The 17,714-nt window shown below is 74.8% G+C and carries 16 protein-coding genes; 8 read left to right on the forward strand and 8 right to left on the reverse strand.

Going from position 1 to position 17,714, the window contains the following annotated elements; genetic code table 11:
- Window positions 1-69 precede the first annotated feature (69 nt).
- The 5 genes from NUM_RS28595 to NUM_RS28615 all read right to left on the reverse strand — a co-directional run bounded on the left by NUM_RS28595 (window position 70) and on the right by NUM_RS28615 (window position 4,141).
- Window positions 70-1,005 (reverse strand): aldo/keto reductase, encoded by a 936-nt coding sequence (locus NUM_RS28595; protein ID WP_207128063.1) that lies wholly within the window; start codon window positions 1,003-1,005, stop codon window positions 70-72.
- 130 nt (window positions 1,006-1,135) lie between these two features.
- The gene (locus NUM_RS28600; RefSeq protein WP_207128064.1) at window positions 1,136-2,353 is read right to left on the reverse strand and encodes an ABC transporter permease; all 1,218 of its coding nucleotides are present in this window, start codon (window positions 2,351-2,353) and stop codon (window positions 1,136-1,138) included.
- Window positions 2,350-3,204, reverse strand: coding sequence for an ABC transporter ATP-binding protein (locus tag NUM_RS28605; RefSeq protein ID WP_207128131.1), 855 nt, complete (start codon window positions 3,202-3,204; stop codon window positions 2,350-2,352). The genes NUM_RS28600 and NUM_RS28605 overlap by 4 nt, the downstream gene beginning before the upstream one ends.
- 128 nt (window positions 3,205-3,332) lie before the next feature.
- Entirely contained in the window at window positions 3,333-3,662 is a 330-nt protein-coding gene (locus NUM_RS28610; protein ID WP_207128065.1) for a transcriptional regulator, read from the reverse strand.
- Window positions 3,659-4,141, reverse strand: a complete 483-nt coding sequence (locus NUM_RS28615) for a hypothetical protein (protein ID WP_207128066.1) — start codon at window positions 4,139-4,141, stop codon at window positions 3,659-3,661. Before NUM_RS28615 ends, NUM_RS28610 begins: the two co-directional genes overlap by 4 nt.
- A gap of 151 nt (window positions 4,142-4,292) precedes the next feature.
- Here NUM_RS28615 and NUM_RS28620 point away from each other — a divergent pair, with 151 nt between their 5' ends.
- The 3 genes from NUM_RS28620 to NUM_RS28630 are packed head-to-tail and all read left to right on the forward strand — an operon-like array spanning window position 4,293 to window position 8,100.
- Window positions 4,293-5,777, forward strand: coding sequence for a sensor histidine kinase (locus NUM_RS28620; RefSeq protein ID WP_207128067.1), 1,485 nt, complete (start codon window positions 4,293-4,295; stop codon window positions 5,775-5,777).
- Between the two features lie 59 nt (window positions 5,778-5,836).
- Window positions 5,837-6,916 (forward strand): alpha/beta hydrolase, encoded by a 1,080-nt coding sequence (locus NUM_RS28625; protein WP_225918916.1) that lies wholly within the window; start codon window positions 5,837-5,839, stop codon window positions 6,914-6,916.
- Window positions 6,913-8,100: an acyltransferase family protein gene (locus NUM_RS28630; RefSeq protein ID WP_207128068.1), complete on the forward strand. Its 1,188-nt coding sequence runs from the start codon at window positions 6,913-6,915 to the stop codon at window positions 8,098-8,100. The genes NUM_RS28625 and NUM_RS28630 overlap by 4 nt, the downstream gene beginning before the upstream one ends.
- A gap of 14 nt (window positions 8,101-8,114) precedes the next feature.
- Here the strand turns inward: NUM_RS28630 and NUM_RS28635 are convergent, their stop codons facing one another.
- Complete coding sequence (locus tag NUM_RS28635; protein ID WP_207128069.1) at window positions 8,115-9,683, reverse strand: Hsp70 family protein; 1,569 nt, start codon at window positions 9,681-9,683, stop codon at window positions 8,115-8,117.
- A gap of 157 nt (window positions 9,684-9,840) precedes the next feature.
- Between NUM_RS28635 and NUM_RS28640 the strand changes: the two genes are divergently transcribed.
- Both NUM_RS28640 and NUM_RS28645 read left to right on the forward strand, forming a co-directional pair.
- The gene (locus NUM_RS28640) at window positions 9,841-11,055 is read left to right on the forward strand and encodes an FAD-dependent monooxygenase (RefSeq protein ID WP_207128070.1); all 1,215 of its coding nucleotides are present in this window, start codon (window positions 9,841-9,843) and stop codon (window positions 11,053-11,055) included.
- A 99-nt stretch (window positions 11,056-11,154) separates the two neighbouring features.
- Window positions 11,155-11,790, forward strand: coding sequence for a TetR/AcrR family transcriptional regulator (locus NUM_RS28645; protein ID WP_207128071.1), 636 nt, complete (start codon window positions 11,155-11,157; stop codon window positions 11,788-11,790).
- Between the two features lie 33 nt (window positions 11,791-11,823).
- Here the strand turns inward: NUM_RS28645 and NUM_RS28650 are convergent, their stop codons facing one another.
- Both NUM_RS28650 and NUM_RS28655 read right to left on the reverse strand, forming a co-directional pair.
- Complete coding sequence (locus tag NUM_RS28650; protein ID WP_207128072.1) at window positions 11,824-12,657, reverse strand: inositol monophosphatase family protein; 834 nt, start codon at window positions 12,655-12,657, stop codon at window positions 11,824-11,826.
- Between the two features lie 58 nt (window positions 12,658-12,715).
- Window positions 12,716-13,462: a glycerophosphodiester phosphodiesterase gene (locus NUM_RS28655; RefSeq protein ID WP_207128073.1), complete on the reverse strand. Its 747-nt coding sequence runs from the start codon at window positions 13,460-13,462 to the stop codon at window positions 12,716-12,718.
- A gap of 134 nt (window positions 13,463-13,596) precedes the next feature.
- Between NUM_RS28655 and NUM_RS28660 the strand changes: the two genes are divergently transcribed.
- The 3 genes from NUM_RS28660 (at window position 13,597) to NUM_RS28670 (ending at window position 17,625) form a co-directional block, all read left to right on the forward strand.
- The gene (locus tag NUM_RS28660) at window positions 13,597-14,763 is read left to right on the forward strand and encodes a polyprenyl synthetase family protein (RefSeq protein WP_207128074.1); all 1,167 of its coding nucleotides are present in this window, start codon (window positions 13,597-13,599) and stop codon (window positions 14,761-14,763) included.
- Between the two features lie 76 nt (window positions 14,764-14,839).
- Complete coding sequence (gene crtI / locus NUM_RS28665; protein ID WP_207128075.1) at window positions 14,840-16,327, forward strand: phytoene desaturase family protein; 1,488 nt, start codon at window positions 14,840-14,842, stop codon at window positions 16,325-16,327.
- Window positions 16,324-17,625, forward strand: coding sequence for a lycopene cyclase family protein (locus NUM_RS28670; protein ID WP_207128076.1), 1,302 nt, complete (start codon window positions 16,324-16,326; stop codon window positions 17,623-17,625). Before crtI ends, NUM_RS28670 begins: the two co-directional genes overlap by 4 nt.
- The last annotated feature ends 89 nt before the right edge of the window (window positions 17,626-17,714 follow it).

Genomic DNA, 17,714 nt, shown 5'->3' on the forward strand with positions numbered 1-17,714 from the left:
CGCCTTCACCGGGCGTACCGGCACCGCCCCGAACGGTGCTGTCGATCTTTCCTGCCTGGTGGCGGCCGGTCAGAGCAGTGCGAGCAGCTCGTCGAGCTCGTCCGCGGTGGGCTCCCAGTCGCCGGCGGCGGCGTTCGCCCGTACCTGCTCGGCGGTGGTGGCGCCGGCGATCACCGAGCCGCAGGTGGGCAGCGCGGCGAGGCCGCCGATGGCCAGCTCCAGCAGGCTACGGTCGTGCTTGTCGCCCCAGGCGGCGAGCGCTTCCACCGTCTCCAGCCGCTGCTCGGTGACCAGGTGGGAGCGCTCCGCGATGCGGCTGCCGGCCGGCAGCTCCCGACCGCGGCGCACCTTGCCGGTCAGCAGGCCGTTCGCCAGCGGGAAGTACGGCAGGACGCCGACCCCGTAGTGCTCGGCCGCCGGCACCAGCTCGCGTTCGATCTCGCGGTCCAGCAGCGACCACTGGTTCTGCGCCGAGACGAACGGTGCGTACCCGCCGGCGACGGCGACGTGCGCCGCCTCGGCCAGCTGCCAGCCGGCGAGGTTGGAGTGCCCGAGATAGCGCACCTTGCCCTCGGTGACCAGCTCGGTCAGCGCGGCGAGCGTCTCCTCGATCGGCGTCTCCGGGTCGGGCGTGTGCAGCTGGTACAGGTCGATGTGGTCGGTCCGCAGCCGGCGCAGCGACGCCTCCACCGCGCGCCGGATGTAGGCGCGGCCGCCCTTGGCGCCGGCAGCCGGCCCGTAACCCATGTCCGAACCCTGGTGGCCGAACTTGGTGGCCAGCACCACCCGGTCGCGCCGGTGCTGCAGCACCTCACCGAGCAGCCGCTCGGAGGCGCCACCCCCGCCGTAGATGTCGGCCGTGTCCAGCAGCGTGATGCCGGCGTCCAGCGCCGCGTCCACCACCGCCCGGGTACCGGCGAGATCGAGCTTGCGTCCGAAGTTGTTGCAGCCCAGCCCGACGACGGAGACCCGCAGGCCGGAGCTGCCCAGAGACCGATAGCGCATGTACCGACCCTAGAACGGTCACCCGCGCCCCGGCGCCACGGTCCCCGGGCGTCCCACTCCACGCAACGGCCCGAGGGGTCCGCCGATCATGGAGTCGGCGCGTACGCGGACTCCATGACCGGCGGTGCGCTCAGGCGGCGCGGAGCGCGTCGACCAGGCGGACCCGGGCGCCGGTGCGCAGCACCGCGTTGCGGTAGACCCGGCCGGCGAGCGCGACGAGCGCCACCACCAGCGCCACCGACAGCACCAGCGACACCGCGATCTCCCACGGTGCGGCCACCCCGAGCGAGATCCGCATCGGCATGATCATCGGGGAGAACAGCGGGATCAGCGACAGCACCCGGCCGGCCATCCCGTCCGGGTTCGCCGGGATCAGCGACCAGCCGATCACCGCCGGTACCACGATCAGCATGATCACCGGGGTCACCACCGCGTTCGCGTCCTCCTGCCGGGACACCAGCGCGCCGGCCGCGGCGAGCATCACCGCGTACATCGCGAACCCGATCACGTACCAGACGATCGCCCAGACCGCGGCCCCGGTGATCAGGCCGGCCGGGATGGCGAACGCCCCGGTGGCGAGCCCGAGGCCGACCCCGACGACGGCGAAGATCACCATCTGCACCAGCCCGACGACCGCGATGCCGAGGACCTTGCCGGCCATCAGCTGCCACGGCCGTACGGTGGCGAGCAGCAGTTCGACCACCCGGCTGGACTTCTCCTCGATCACCCCGGCCGCCACCGCCTGACCATTGATCATCAGTGACATGTAGATCAGCACGACCGCGATGACACCCAGCACGATCCGCTGCACCTGGTACCTGTCGACCGACTGGAGCCGCTGCACCGGCAGCTGCGCGGTCGCCATCGCCTGCTGAACCTTCGCCGGGTCGCCGCCGAGCCGGTCGATCTGCGCGCCGAGCGCCTGCTGCTGCGCGAAGACGTGGAAGGTGTTGGTCAGCCCGGACGACAGCTGCTTCTTCACCACGATGGTCGGTGCGTCGGCGGTGCCGACCAGCAGCACGTCCAGCTTGCCGTCCGCGACCTGCTCGCGGCCGGCCTTCTCGCTCACGGTACGGGTCTCGATGTCCTGGCCGGTCGCCTTGCCGGACGCCAGCACCGCCGTCGACAGCGACGAGGTCTGCGCGGTGAGCCCGACCGTGGAGCTCGACGAGGTGCTGCCGATGAAGTTCATCAGGACCAGGTAGCCGATGATGAACACGACGATGATGGCCGTACTGATCAGGAACGACTTGGCCCGCAACCGGGTGGCCAGCTCGCGTCGCGCGATCAGCCGCACCCCGCCGGCGGCGCTCAGCGCGCCCGGTCCGTCGTACTGTGCGTTGCTCACGATGCGGCCTCCTCGGCGGTCGGTGCCGACACCACGTTGCGGAACAGCTCGGTCAGCGACGGCCGCTGCCGGGCGAACTCGTGCACCGGGCCGGTGGCGAGCGCCGCCGCGAGTACGGCCTGGTCGTCCGCGCCGGTGGCGAGCGACAGCGTGGTACGGCCGCGCCGCGCTTCGACGACGGTGACGCCGGGCAGCCCGTCGGCCCAGCCGGCCGGTGCGTCCGGGGCGAGGACCGACAGCCGGGCGGTGCCGGTGTCGCGCAGCTCGTCGACCGGGCCGCAGGCCACCATCTGTCCACTTCGGACGATGCCGACCCGGTCGCAGAGCCGCTCGACCAGGTCCAGCTGGTGGCTGGAGAACACGACCGGGATGCCCTGCTCCGCCTTGCGCCGCAGCACCTCGCTCATCACGTCGACCGCGACCGGGTCGAGCCCGGAGAACGGCTCGTCCAGCACCAGGATGCGGGGGTCGTGCACCAGGGCGGCGGCCAGCTGCACCCGCTGCTGGTTGCCCAGGCTCAGCTTCTGCACCTCGTCGCCGAACCGGCCGGCGATGCCGAGCTGTTCGGCCCACTGCAGCGCCGCCGCCCGGGCCACCGCGCGCGGCATCCCGTGCAGTTCGGCCAGGTAGGTCAGCTGCTCGCCGACCTTCATCTTCGGGTACAGCCCGCGTTCCTCCGGCATGTACCCGATCCGGCGCCGGGTGTCGGCGGTGATCGGTTCGGAGTCCCACCGCACCTGACCGGAGTCGGCCGCGAGCACCCCGAGCACGATGCGCATCGTGGTGGTCTTGCCGGCGCCGTTGCTGCCGACGAAGCCGAACAGCTCGCCGGCCCGTACGTCGAAGGTCATGTCCTGCAAGGCAACCACGTCGCCGTAGCGCTTGGAGACCGCGTCGATCTCCAGCCGCGCGTCCACCACTGTCGGTTCCTCCTTCTGCTGCCGGCGGCGCTCGGTCGCCGGATGTCTGGGGCGGTCGGTCACTGCCGCGCGGCGGTCTGCCCGAACGGTTCGGTGTCACCGGCGACGATCGCGCGCAGTGCGGCGACGTGACCCTGGTACGCGGTGCGGCCGGCGTCGGTGAGGGACAGCCAGACCCGCTGCCGGGTGTTGCGGGTGGCGCGGCGCTGCTGCACGTAGCCGGCGTCGACCAGCACCGCGACGTGCTTGCTCAGCACCGACGCGGAGACGTCCAGCTTCTCCTGCACGGTGCCGAACTCGGCCGACTGCACCGCGTCCAGCAGCGCGCAGATGCGCAGCCGGTTCGGCGCGTGGATGGTCGGGTCGAACCGGGGCTCCGGTGTCCTCATGCCGCGCCGACGCAGCTTGCCTGCCGGCGCCGGGCCGCCCGTCGCATCGGCACCGCCCAGACCAGGATGGCGAGCGCGATCGTGCCGGAGCCGAAGAACCCGAGCCACCATCGGTCGTAGCTCGACGCGAGGGCCACCGCCACGCCCATCACCAGGCCGGACCCGAGGCCGGGGATCGCCAGGTGCCAGAGCTTGAGCCGCTGCAACCGCACGGTGAAGCCGACCCGGTGCATGTACGTCCGGATCACCAGGGCGAGCACGGTCGTCCAGCAGGCGACCCCGACGATCCCGCCCGCGCCGCCGAGCGGGCTGGACGGCAGCAGCAGCACCGTCGGCACGATCGCGACCAGCGTCGCCATGGCGACGAAGTACCACCAGGGTGGGACGGTGCCGTCGAGCGCGCGGCGCGCCTGCTCGACCTCGCGCAGCGCGGTGGCGGCGTCGGCCGGGCTGGGCAGCGGCACCTGCTCTGTTTCCATGACGGAAAGTCTCGGTGTTTGTTTCCACCTTGTCAAGTCACGACTTTCCGCACTGGAAACCGGGGCGTACCACCCCGTACCCAGGCATGACGCGCGGCGTCGTACCTGGGCGGCACGACGCGGGGTGCCCGGCCCGCCTACCGTCGGCGTGGTGCAGAACCAACGGTGGCGACAGGTGACCGGAGCGGCGTGGCACGGGCTGCGGCAGCTGCTGTACGGGGCGGACACCCCGATCCGCTGGCCGGCCCGCCGGGGACGCGGGCTGCGGTGGGCGGCCCGGATCGCCGTGGTGATCGCCATCGCCGTGCTGTACCCGGTGACCATGGTCACGGTGCTGGACGCACATCCCGGCGAGCGCAGCGCGACCGTGCTGGTCCTCGCCGTGGTGCAGCTGCTCCCGCTGGTACTCGCGCTGCGCTACCCGCTGATGGGCTGGCGGATCGGCGTGCTCGCGGCGCTGCTCGCGCCGGCCGTCCGGTCCGCGCCGACGTGGGGCGCCTGGCCGTGGGAGCCGGCGCAGATTCCGATCCTCGCGGTCGCGTTCGTCCTCGCCGGCCTGCGGTACCAGCGGGCGGTGCTGTGGTGGATGTGGGCGGTGATGGCCGCCGTACTGGCGGTGCACGTCGACGCAGGCAACGCGCCCGGCGGACTCGCCGCGCTGACCATCGGTGCCGTCCTGGTCGACCTGATCCGGTCGCGGCTGCGGGCCCAGCGGGCGCTGGTCGCCGAGACCGAGCGCACCGAGCTGGAGAAGGCACGCCGGGCCGCGCTGGAGGAACGCACCCGGATCGCCCGGGAGCTGCACGACGTGGTGGCCCACCACATGTCGCTGATCGTGGTGCAGGCGCAGACCGCGCCGTACCGGCGGGACGACATCTCGCCCGGCGCCGCCGAGGAACTGGACTCGATCGGTGCCCAGGCGCGCAGCGCGCTGGTCGAGATGCGGCGGCTGCTCGGCGTGCTGCGCAGCGACGGGGACGCCCTGCGCGCACCGCAACCGGGACTGTCCGATGTGGACTCACTGGTCGCCGGCGGCCGCCGCGCCGGGGTACGGATCTCCTACCGCGCCGAGGGTCTGGCGCACCGGCCGCCCACCGGGGTGCAGGTGTGCGCGTACCGGCTGGTGCAGGAGGGGCTGTCGAACGCGACCCGGCACGCGGCCGGCGCGCCCGTCGAGATCACGGTCGAGGTGACGACCGACCGGGTCCGGCTGCGGGTGCACAACGAGCCCGGTACCCGCCGGGGCGCCGGTACCGGTGCCGGGCACGGGCTGGTCGGGATGCGTGAACGGGTCGCGCTGCTCGGCGGCGAGCTGCACGCCGGGCCCGACCCGGACGGCGGCTTCACCGTCGCCGCCGAGCTCCCGATCGCCGATCCGCCCTCGGCCGCGGCAGCGCCGGATCCGGCGCCGTCCGGGTCGACGGAGTCCGGGTCGGCGGAGTCCGCGCCGGCGGAGTCCGGGTCGGCGGAGTCCGCGCCGGACCCTACGCCGTCCGGGCGAGCGCCGTCCGGGCCCGCGGGCTCCGCGTCATCCGGGCCCGCGGGCTCCGCGCCGTCCGCGCCGTCCGGGAGAGCGGCGTCCGCGCCGGCGGCCGTCGGTCCGGAGTATGACGCGGGATCCGGCTCCGTGGAGTGACGTGCCGGGGCCGACCCGAGCCCTAACTTTCGCCGCAGTGACGGGCGAAGGGACGGGCGATGCGATCTCGACTGGGTCGGTGGGCGCTGACTCTGCTCAGCGCGGTGCTGGTCGCGGCACCGGCCGCGAACGCGGTACTGGACGGACCGGCGACGGCGGCACCCGCGGCGGTGCCGATCGGTACCGCCGGCTGGCGCGCGGATCCGCGGCACCTGCCGGATCCGGTGACGGCGAGTCCGGCGGCGGTGCACGCCGCGCTGGCCGGCGCGCCGCGGTCGCTCGCGACCCGGTACCCGGGCGTGGTCGGTGAGCTGGACGGCGCGCCGATCGCGCTGCGGTACCGGGCGAACCGCGCGGCGATGGACGCCGCGGGCGGGCGGTACGCGGGCTGGCGCGGTCGGTACCTGCTGTTCGATCCGCGCGGCGACGGCCGGGTCGCGCAGGTGTTCGGCGACCTGTCCACCGCGGACCGGATCGCGGTGCTGGTACCGGGGGTCGACGACCGGCTGACCAACTTCCACCGCGGTCTCGGCGGCAAGGCGTACCGGTCGCCGGCGGTGCAGGCGGCGAACCTGTACCGGGCGGCGGGTGGGCGGGTCGCCGTGATCGCCTGGCTCGGCTACGCCACGCCGCACGGGGTCGGCGTCGACGCGGCCCGGGAACGGTTGGCCGCGACCGGCGCGGTGGCGTTGCGGCGGTTCGTCGCCGGACTGACCGCTGTCCGTCCACATGCGACGATCGCGCTGCTGGGCCACAGCTACGGCTCCACCGTGGTCGGCCTCGCCGCCCGGTACCTGCCGAGGCAGGTCACCGACATCGCCGCGTTCGGCAGCCCCGGGATGGGCGTCGGTACCGCGTCGGCGCTGCGCACCTCGGCCCGGGTCTGGGCCGGGCAGTCCGGCCGGGACTGGATCCGGTACGTACCGGGGTTGCGGCTGTTCGGCTTCGGGCACGGCCGCAAGCCGGTCGATCCCGCGTTCGGTGCCCGGATCTTCCCGACCGCCGACGTCGAAGACCACGACCACTACCTGGCGCCCGGCACCGACTCGCTGGCTGCGCTGGCGCGCATCGCGATCGGCCCCGGCCGCGTCGCGCCGGCGCGTACCGCGCTCGCGGCGAACGTCGGAGGTGCGGCATGAGCACCACCGAACTCACCGCCGCGTCGACGCCGGCAAGCGTCGGTAGGCACGGGAAGTGGCGCCGGTGGGTGCACCGGATCGACGCGGCCACGCCGGCCCGCCGGGACCGTACCGTCGATGCGTTGCGGGCGGTGGCGATGCTCGGCGTGGTGATCGGGCACTGGCTGGTGTCGGCGCTGGTCGCCGACCCCGGGCGGCCCGGCGTGCTGACCAACCACAGCCCGCTGGCCGGCTTCCCGGGCGCGGCACCGGTGAGCTGGTTGCTGCAGCTGCTCGGACCGTTCTTCTTCGCCGGCGGGTACGCGGCGGCGCGCGGCAGCCGGGGCCGGGCGGCGCTGCCGTGGCTGGCCGGGCGGCTGCGCCGGTTGGGGTTGCCGGTGCTCGCGCTCGCGGCGGTGTTCGTCCCGCTGCTGGCGGCGTTGCCGGCGCTCGGGGTGCCGGGGCCGACCCGCCAGGTGGTGTGGTCGCTGGTCTCCCACCCGCTCTGGTTCCTGCTGGTGTACCTGCTGCTCACCGCGTCGACACCGGTGCTGCGCACCCTGACCGTCCGTTGTGGACTGTGGTGGCTGGTGCCGCTGGTGGGCACGATCGGGTTGATCGACACGATGCGGCCGGCGGGGCTGCCGAGCTGGCTCGCGCTCGCCGTCGTACCGCTGGGCTGGGCGGTCCCGTACGTGCTGGGCATCGGGCTGGCCGAGGGTGCGCTGACCGAGCGGGCGGGCGCGGTGCTGCTGCCGGTCGGCGTGGTGGCCGGCGCCGCGCTGATCGGCGCCGGGTACCCGGCGAGCGCGGTCGGCGTGCCCGGCGACGGCTGGTCGAACCTGGATCCGCCGTCGCTGTTCACGCTGGCGCTGGCCGCCGCGCAGCTCGGCCTGTTCCTGCTGCTTCGCGGTCGGTTGGCGGCGCTGCTGCGCCGGCCGGCGGTGTGGGCGCCGATCGCGCTGCTCAACCTGGCCGCGATGACGATCTTCTGCTGGCACCAGACCGCGCTGCTCGCGGTCAGCTTCGCCGGCCTGCCGTTCGGCCAGGTACCGGGGCTGCTGAGCCCGGTCGGAGGCGACTGGTTCGCGTTGCGGCTGCTCTGGTTCCCGGCCTTCGCCGCCGTGCTGGTCGGCTGCTGCCTGCTCTTCCACCGCGTCGAGACCCTCGCCGCCCGCCGACCCCGAGCCGTACCGACCGGTTGACGGGCGGTGCGCCGTCATCCGGGGTTGAGCGCCGACAGCGTCGTGATCGTGACGCCGAACCAGCCGACCCCGGCCAGCAGCGCCGGCACGGCCGGCATCCGAAGCCGGTACCGGGGCAGCACCTGCAGGATGCCGAGGGTGCCGAGGGCCACCGCGGCCGACGCCATGGTGCTGAGCACGCCGAGCCCGCCCGGTGGAATGGGTTCCGCTTGGCGGTAGGAGACCACTTCACCGATGACGGTGACCGTCACCCCGAGCACCGCGAACACCATGCCGGCCCAGAACGGCGTCCAGGCCGGCTCCGGTCGGGGCTTGCGTTCCGGGTCGGCGGGCGGTGGCGGGGTGGGCCGCACGGTCCGCGGGGCGCCGCTGTTGCCGCCGGGCGTCCGGGCGGGTCCGGTCCGCCTGGCGACATCCGGGCGGCCGGTTCCGGCGGTGCCCGGGCGGCCGGTTCCGGCGGTGTCCGGGCGGCCGGTTCCGGCGGTGCCGCGGCGGCCGGTTCCGGCGGCGGCCGGGCTGCGGGCGCCGGGGGCCGCAGTGACGGTCGAGGCGAGGGACGCGAGGGCGCCGTGGGCGACCGCGAGCTCGGGCTGTTCGGTCACGGTCGGCGGGATCCGTAGCGCCCGGTGCAGCGAGCTGGCCACGAGCGGCATCCGGCTGGCGCCGCCGATCAGCCGGAGCTCGGCGCGGGGCGGTACGTCGAGGCCGGCGGCGGCGAGCGCCGCGCGGGTGGCCCGTACCGTCCGGTCGACGAGCGGCCGGGCGATCGCCTCCAGCTGTTCTCGTCCGAGCGGCGCGTCCAGCTCCAGCAGCGGCAGGTGCACGAACGTCTGGGTCGAGCGGGACAGCAGTTCCTTGGCGGTACGCAGGTCGTCGAGCAGCTGCCGCCGGTAGCGCCGGTCCTCGGCGCTGGCCGGCTGGTCCAGTCGCTGCCAGGCGACGGCGTCCCGCTCCCGGTAGGTGGCCGCGAGGTAGGCGAGCAGCGCGGCGTCGATGTCCAGGCCACCGGTGTCGGGCAGGCCCTCGGTGGCGAGCACCCGGCCCTGGTCGAGCACCGACACGTCGAGCGTGCCGCCGCCCAGGTCGTACACGATCAGCGGGAGCGCCTCGGTGCCGCCGGTGCGGTGCAGGCGGGCGGCGGCGACCGGCTCGGGCAGCAGTACCGGGGTGGGCAGCCCGGCCAGTTCCGCGGCCCGGACCAGGACCTGCCGGCGCCGGGTGCCCCAGCCGGCCGGGTGGGTGAGCGCGACGCTGCCGATCTCGCCGGCGGAGCGGCGGGCCTCGGTGGCGACCCGCTGCAACACCGCGGCGAACAGGTCCGGGACGGCCAGTTCGGTGCCGAGCAGCACCGTGCCGTCGTCGACGCGCAGCTTGGGGTGCGGCTCGAACCGCTCGGGCGCGAGCCGGGCCGCGTGCCACGCGTCCCGGCCGACCAGCAGGGTGCCGTCGTGCTGGGCGAAGACCGCGGACGCCAGCACCGGGGAGCCGTCGAACAGGACCTGTTCGGTACGCCCGTCGGGCCGGCGGGTCGCTCCGACGGTGTTGGAGGTCCCGAAGTCGATCGCCAGCGCGGTGCCCGTCATCGCCGCACCGTAGCAAGCCCGAACCCGCCCCGGCTGTCCGCGATCGCACGATTCTCGCGCCACCGTTTCGACGAGAACTCGGGTCGATGGCAGAAGTGGTACAGTGACCCGAAAAGGTCGGCGACCCGATGTGCCGGCCGGGTGAGGGGAGAGGTCGATGACGCGGACGGCACTGATCTCGGGGGGGAGCATCGCCGGCCCGGCGCTCGCGTACTGGCTGAACCGGTACGGGTTCGCGGTGACCGTGGTGGAGAAGGCGCCGGCGGTGCGCGGCGGCGGGTACCCGATCGACGTGCGCGGCACCGCGCTGGAGGTGATCCGCCGGATGGGGCGGTACGACCGGCTGCGGGCCGCGCACCTGCACATGGGGCGGATGACGTTCCTGCGCGACGACGGCCGGCGGGTGGCGTCGCTGCGGTTGGACCGGTTGGGCGGGGCGGACGGCGGTGACACCGAACTGCCCCGTGGCGCCCTGACCGAGCTGCTGTACGACGCGGTCGCCGGCGACGTGGAGTTCCGGTTCGGCGACTCGATCGCCGAACTGACCGACCACGACGGCGGCGTCGACGTGCGGTTCGCCGGCGGGGGCACCGGCCGGTACGACGTGGTGGTGGGTGCGGACGGGCTGCACTCCAACACCCGACGGCTGGTGTTCGGGCCGGAGGAGCAGTTCCATCACTACCTGGGCCACTGCTTCGCGGGCTTCAGCATGCCGAACCACCTGGGGTTGGACCACGAAGGCGTGGCGAGTACCGCGCCGGGCCGGATCGCGGTGCTCTACGCGGCCGGTGAGCCGGACCGGGTGCACGGGTTCCTCAGCTTCGGCCGGACCGACCCGCCGTTCGCCGCGTTCCGTGACCCGGCCGCGCAGCGCGCGCTCGTCGCGTCGGTGTTCGCCGGCGGCGGCTGGGAGGTGCCCCGGATGGTCGCCGCGATGCGTACCGCCGACGACCTGTTCTTCGACGTGGTCAGCCAGATCCGGATGCCGGCCTGGTCGCGGGGTCGGGTCGGCCTGGTCGGTGACGCGGCGTACGCGCCGTCGTTCCTGTCCGGGCAGGGTTCGAGCATCGCCCTGGTCGGGGCGTACGTGCTGGCCGGCGAGCTGGCCGCGACCACCGACCACCGGGCCGCGTTCGCGGCGTACGAGCGGCGGATGCGGCGGTTCGTGGCCGACAACCAGGCGCTCGCGAACGGGGGCGCCAGCGTGGCGGTCGCACCGGCGACCCGGCGCGGACTGTGGGCGCGCAACCAGCTGTACCGGGTCGCCCCGCTGCTGCTGCGGTTCGGCGCGTTCGGCGGCCGGGTGGCCAAGGTCAAGTCGTCGCTGACGCTGCCCGACCACACCGCCGACCCCGCGCTCACCGCGCGCTGACCGCCGGGGTACCGAGCGCCGGGCGCCGGCGGCGGGCGAGCCGGGGGCCGGTGGCCGCAGGGCGAGCTGGGAGCATGCTTGCGGCAGCGAGCTGGGAACATGGTGGGCGTGGCAGGGCTGCGGGAGAAGAAGAAGCACAAGCTGCGCCAGACGGTGCAGCGGGAGGCGTTCCGGCTGTTCGCCGAGCAGGGCTACGAGGCCACCACGGTCGAGCAGATCGCCGAGGCCGCCGAGATCTCGACCACGACCTTCTACCGGTACTACTCGTCGATGGTCGACGTGGTGCTCGCCGGCGGCGGGTACGAGCCGCCGGACGGGGCCGACGATCTGTTCGCCGAGCTGGCCGGGGCCACCGACATCACCGCCGCGCTGCGCTCGATGGTGCGCACGGCGATGCGGAGCATGGCGTCCGACCGGGACGAGATGCTGGCCCGCTACTCGCTGATCTTCTCCGTGCCGGAGCTGTGGGCGGCGTTCCAGCACCGGCAGCTGCAGGGCCGCGGCCAGGCCGAGGAGTTGCTGGCCCGGTGGTTGCACACCGAACCCGACTCGTACCCGGTGCGGCTCGCCGTCGCCGGCTACGCGGCCGCGGTGACCGAGACCCTGCGGTACTGGACGGACCACCACGGCGAGCCCGACCTCGCCGACCTGCTGGACCAGATGATCGTCCGCCTGGCCCCGCTGCTGCGCCCGGTCACCGACGACGATCCCGGCGAGCGGGGGGCCGAGGGCTAGGCGGTGGGGGTCTTCGCACCCCTGAAGACGCCCCTAGTCGTCCCCGCCGGGGAGCGGGGTGCCGGTGGCGGTGCGCGGGAGCATCCGGGGCAGCAGGTCGGTCAGGCAGGAGCCGGGCAGGTCGAAGTCGCCGTTCACGGCGAGGTACCCGGGCGCCTCCCACGGCCGGTCGGTGTCCGGCAGCGGCAGGTACCGACCGCCGGCCTGCCGCACGATCAGCGCGCCGGCCGCCACGTCCCACGGGTGGATCCCGTACGCGTAGGCGCAGCCGGCACCGGCGGCCACGTACGCGAGGGCCAGCGCGGTCGAGCCCATCCGCCGCACCGCGCCGAACTCGCGCAGCAGCGTGGTGTACTCCTCGACGCCGCGGCCGGCGGCCAGCGTGCCGGGCCCCGGGTACGAGGTGATCAGCATGTTCTGCGCGTCGCTCGCCGGGCCGGTGGACCGCAGCGGCTCGCCGTCGGCGTACGCGCCGTGCAGGTCCGCCGAGAACGCGGTGTCACGCATCACGTCGTAGACGACGCCGGCGACGAGCTGGTCGTTCGCCACCGCGCCGATCGACACGGCGAAGAACGGCAGGCCGAGGGCGAAGTTGGCGGTGCCGTCGATCGGGTCGACCAGCCAGCGCACCGCGCCGTCGCCGCTCGCGCCGCCCTCCTCGCCGAGTACCGCCGAGTCGGGCCAGGCGCCGAGGAGTTCGGCCCGCAGCACCCGCTCGGTGCGTTGGTCGTGCTCGGTGACCAGGTCGTGGTGGTCCCGCTTGTAGCTGGGCTGCTGGGCCTGCGCGTACGCGGCCCGCAGCGCGTCGCCGACGCCGCGCGCCGCCCGGACGGCGATCTGCTCCAGCTGTACGGACATCTCGGTCATGCGGGCGCTTCCTCACTCGGGGTCGTCGGGGCGTCGGTGCCGGGGCGGTTCGGGGCCGTCAGCCCAGCGCGGCCCGCACGCCGGGGACGTCGTTCACGCACAGCGCGTCCACGCCGGCCTTGACCAGCGCCGGCGCCCGGTCGGCGGACGGGCACCAGGTCAGTACCTCGAGGCCGGCGCGGTGCGCGACCTCGACCGCGTAGGAGTGGTCGTACTGGATGGCCGGGTCCGGCTGCAGCGGGCTGGGGCCGAACGAGTCGGTGTGCAGGCCGACGATGCTCGCGCCGAGGCCGGCCGCCGCGGCGATCGCCGGCCCGAGCGGGTACGCCAGCCAGTGCACCAGGCAGGTCGGCAGCCCCGGTACCGCCTCCTTCAGCTCGACCAGCAGCGACGGGTCGAACGCGGTGGCGAACAGCCGGCGGCGGGACAGCTCGGCCGCGAGTACCGGGGCGACCAGCGCCGCGGTGCGCCGGTCCGGCGCGGCGACCGCGTCCTCGATCGGCGTCTTCACGTCGATGTCGAGGCCGACCTCGGTGGGCAGCTCGGCGAGCACGTCGGCGAACCGCAGCACGCCCTTGGCGGCCAGCTCGGCGGCGGTCTGCTCCAGCACGAACACGCCGTCCGGGGTGGCCGGATTGTGGTAGACCATCAGCTCGTCGTCCGCGCAGCGCTGCACGTCCAGTTCCAGCCAGTCGGTCAGCTCGATCGCGGCCCGGTACGAGGCCATGGTGTTCTCGGTCAGTCCGTCGACGGTGCCCTTGCCCAGGCCGCGGTGGCCCAGCACGGTCGGGGTGGAGTCGAACATGCGCGCATCCTTCTGCCGAGTCGGGCCACCCCGGCGCCGCGGGCACCGGTCCGCCCGTACGTCGCGGGGTGGCGAGGCCGACCCCTACCCAACCAGGCGCGGGGCGTGGGCGTACGGCTGGGTAGGCTCGGGCCGTGGCTGCGCACCCCGGCGCCCGCAGCGGCGCCACCCGATCCCGTGCCGCCGGCTCCGGTGGTACCGGTGCCAGCGCCGCTGTCGCCGGGATCGCCGCGCGGGTCGACGCGGTGCTCGACGAGTTCGTCACCGCCGAGCTCGACACCCTCCGATCGCTGTCGCCCGAGGTGGCCGCCGCCGCGGCGGCGCTGCGCGAGTTGATCCTGGGCGGCGGCAAGCGGCTGCGTCCGGCGTTCGGTTACTGGGGCTACCGCGGGGTCGGGCCGTCGCCGGCGGGCGGGGCCCCGGAGCACGCCGCGAAGCACGACGAGGCGGTGCTGCGGGCGGTGAGCGCGCTGGAGCTGCTGCACGCGTTCGCGCTGATCCACGACGACGTGATGGACGCCGCGCCGACCCGGCGGGGCGCGCCGACGCTGCACCGCCAGTTCGGCGAGCGGCACGCGGCGGCCGGCTGGCGCGGCGACCCGGGCCGGTTCGGCGACTCGGTCGCGGTGCTGCTCGGCGACCTGTGCACGGTCTGGGCCGACCGGCTGATCGGTACCTCCGGGCTGCCGGCGGCGGTGCTGCTGGGCGCGCGGCGCGAGTACGACGAGATGCGCATCGAGGCGGTGGCCGGACAATACCTGGACGTACTGCACGGCGCGGACGGGGCGCCCGGGGTCGGCACCGCCGTGACGGTGGCCCGGTTCAAGTCCGCGTCGTACACGGTGCAGCGGCCGCTGCAGTTCGGTGCCGCGCTGTCCGGTGCGGTCGCGCCGGACGTGGTCGCCGCGTACGACCGGTTCGGCGGTGCGGTCGGCGAGGCGTTCCAGCTGCGCGACGACCTGCTCGGGGTGTACGGCGAGAGCGCGGTGACCGGCAAGCCGGTCGGCGCCGACCTGCGGCAGGGCAAGCCGACGGTGCTCGCCGAGCTGGCCTTCTCGCTCGCCGCGCCGGCCCAGCACCGGCGGCTGGACCGGGTGTTCGGCGACCCGGACGCCTCCGACGCGGCGGTGGCGGACGCGGCCGCGGCGATCACCGAATCCGGTGCGCGGGCCGAGGCGGAGACGATGATCTCCGCCCGGGTGTCGGCCGGGTTGGCCGCGCTCGCCGCCGCGCCGATCGACCCGGTGGCCCGGGACCGGCTGAGCGCGCTCGCGCTCGCGTCCGTCCAGCGCCTCGCATGACGCGATCGGCGCCGCCGCCCCGTCGCGGTACCGTCCGTCTGGCCGGCGCTGCGGCGCCGCGGTCGCGGGGATCGTCGTGAGGACCGTCCCCGGCCGTACCGACCGGGTGGTCGTCGTCGGGGCGGGGCTCGGCGGCCTGGCGGCGGCGATCCGGCTGGCCGGTGCCGGCCGGGCGGTGACCGTGCTGGAGCGCGACGACGGGCCCGGCGGGCGGGCACGATCGTTGCAGCGCAACGGGTTCCGGTTCGATGCCGGGCCGACGGTGCTGACCGTGCCGCAGCTGATCGGCGACACGCTCGCCGCGGTCGGCGAGGACCTGGCCGACTGGTTGACGCTGACCCGGCTGGATCCCGCCTACCGCGCGCACTTTGCGGACGGGTCCACGCTGGACGTCCGGACCGACACCGCCGCGATGGCCGGCGAGATCGCCGCGCTGTGCGGGCCGCGGGAGGCGGACGGCTACCTGCGGTTCGTGGACTACGCGCGGCGGCTGTACCGGATCGAGTGGCGCGACTTCATCGACCGCAACTTCGACCGGCCGACCGAGCTGCTGACGCCGAACCTGGCCCGGTTGGTGGCCGCCGGCGGGTTCCGCAGCCTGGACGCGAAGATCGGCCAGTTCTTCCGCGACCCGCGGACCCGCCGGATCTTCTCGTTCCAGTCGCTCTACGCGGGGGTCGCGCCGCACCGGGCGCTCGCGCTCTACGCGGTGATCTCGTACCTGGACACGATCGCCGGGGTGTACTTCCCGCGCGGTGGGCTCGCCGCGGTGGCGCGGGCGATGGCCGACGTGGCGGTCAAGCACGACGTCGACATCCGGTACGGCACCGAGGTGACCGGGATCGAACGGCGCGGTGACCGGGCCACCGCGGTCACCACCGCGGGCGGGCAGCGGTTCGCCGCCGACGCGGTGGTGCTCAACCCGGACCTGCCGGTGGCGTACCGGGAGCTGCTGGGTCGCCCGCCGCGCCGGCTGCGGTACTCGCCGTCCTGCGTGCTGCTGCACCTCGGCGCGAGCGCGTCGTACCGCGGGATCGCGCACCACAACGTCCACTTCGGACGGTCCTGGCGGCCGGTGTTCGACGACGTGATCGATCGCGGGGTGCCGATGCGCGACCCGTCGCTGCTGATCACCAACCCGAGCCGGACCGACCCGTCGCTCGCGCCGCCCGGCCGGCACACGTACTACATCCTCGCGCCCGCACCGAACCTGGCGCACCGGCGGCCGATCGACTGGGCCGACTTCGGCCCCCGGTACGCCGACCGGCTGCTGGCCACGGTGGAATCGCGGGGCTACGTCGGGCTGTCGGCCGCGGTGACCGAGCGGATCCTGGTCACGCCGGCGGACTGGGCCGCGGCCGGGATGGCCGCCGGTACCCCGTTCGCGGCGGCGCACACGTTCGGTCAGACCGGGCCGCTGCGACCGGGCAACCGGGCGCCCGGACTGTCCAATGTGGTCTTCGTCGGGTCCGGCACCCAGCCCGGCGTCGGCGTGCCGATGGTACTGGTCTCCGGCCGGCTCGCCGCCGAACGCATCACCGGTCCGGTGGCGTCCCGGCGATGACCGGCCCGCCGACCGCGGTCGACGTCGCGCTGGTCGGCGGCGGCGGCGCGGCGCACTGCCTGCTGCACGCGCTCGCCACCGCCGGCGTCGAGCTGTCCGTCGCGGTGCTGGATCCCGTGTCGCACACCGGAAACGACCGCACCTGGTGCTTCTGGGACGGTGGTACCAGCCCGATCGAACCGGCGGTGCGCCGGCGCTGGTCGACACTCCGGGTGGTCGGCCCGGACGGGGACGCGCACCAGCTGGCGCCGGTCTCGTACGCGATGGTGCGCTCGGCCGACTTCTACCGGCAGGTGCGGGAACGGTGCGGGGACGGCCATCCGGCGGCGGACGTCGCCGGGCGTCGAGCCGGCCCGCGGGTCCGCTGGATCCCGACCACGGTGCGCGCGATCCGGCCGACCGGCGCCGCCGGCCAGCGGGACACCCCTGCGGCGGACCGCCGGGGCGCCGACGATGCGCTTCGGCCGCGCACCGGCGTGGGCCGGCCGGGCACCGGCGTCGCGGATCGCCGGGGGGCCGCAGCGGTGGTACGGCTGGACACCGATGCGGGGGAGGTGACCGCGCGGTGGGTGTTCGACTCGCGGCCGCGGCCGCCGGACCGGCCGGGTACCACGTCGCTGCTGCAACACTTCCGCGGTCGGTGGCTGTCCGGTGCCGGGCTCGACCCGGCCGCCGCCACGCTGATGGACTTCACCGTGCCGCAGCCGGAGTCCGGGCTCGCGTTCGGGTACGTGCTGCCGGTCGACCGGAGCGACGCGCTGGTGGAGTACACGGTGTTCTCCCGGACCCGGCTCGCGTCCGCGGACTACGACGCGGCGCTGGACCGGCTCTGTGCCCGGCTCGGCGTCGCCGGTGCGACCGTCGAGTCCACAGAGGACGGTGTGATCCCGATGACCGACGGCGGGTTCGCCCGCCGGGTCGCGCCGCACGTGTACCGGCTGGGTACCGCCGGTGGTGCGACGAGGCCGGCGACCGGCTACACGTTCGCCACCATGCTGCGGCAGGCGAGGGTGGTCGCGGCTCGGCTCGCCGCCGGGGTCGAGCCGGTGCCGCCCCGCCCGTACCCGGCGCGGCACCTGCGGTACGACGCGATCCTGCTGCGGGCGGTCGATCGCGGCCTGGTGGACGGTCCGCGACTGTTCACCGACCTGCTGACCCGGCACCCGCCGGCCCGCATCCTCGGTTTCCTGGACGGCACGTCCCACCGGCGCGACGAGGCGAGAATCCTTGCCGGTACGCCGATCCCGGCGATGATCCGGGCCACCGCTGGCTGGCTCGCCGCGACCGCCCGGCGCTGATCCCGGCGATCGCCGCCTGGTTCGGCGCGACCGCCCGGCGCTGATCCCGGTGGTCGCCGGCTGGCTTGCCGCGACCGCGCGGCACTGTC

Origin of the sequence: Actinocatenispora comari, assembly GCF_017312725.1 — a bacterium.
In the GTDB taxonomy this organism is placed as follows: Bacteria; Actinomycetota; Actinomycetes; order Mycobacteriales; family Micromonosporaceae; genus Actinocatenispora; species Actinocatenispora comari.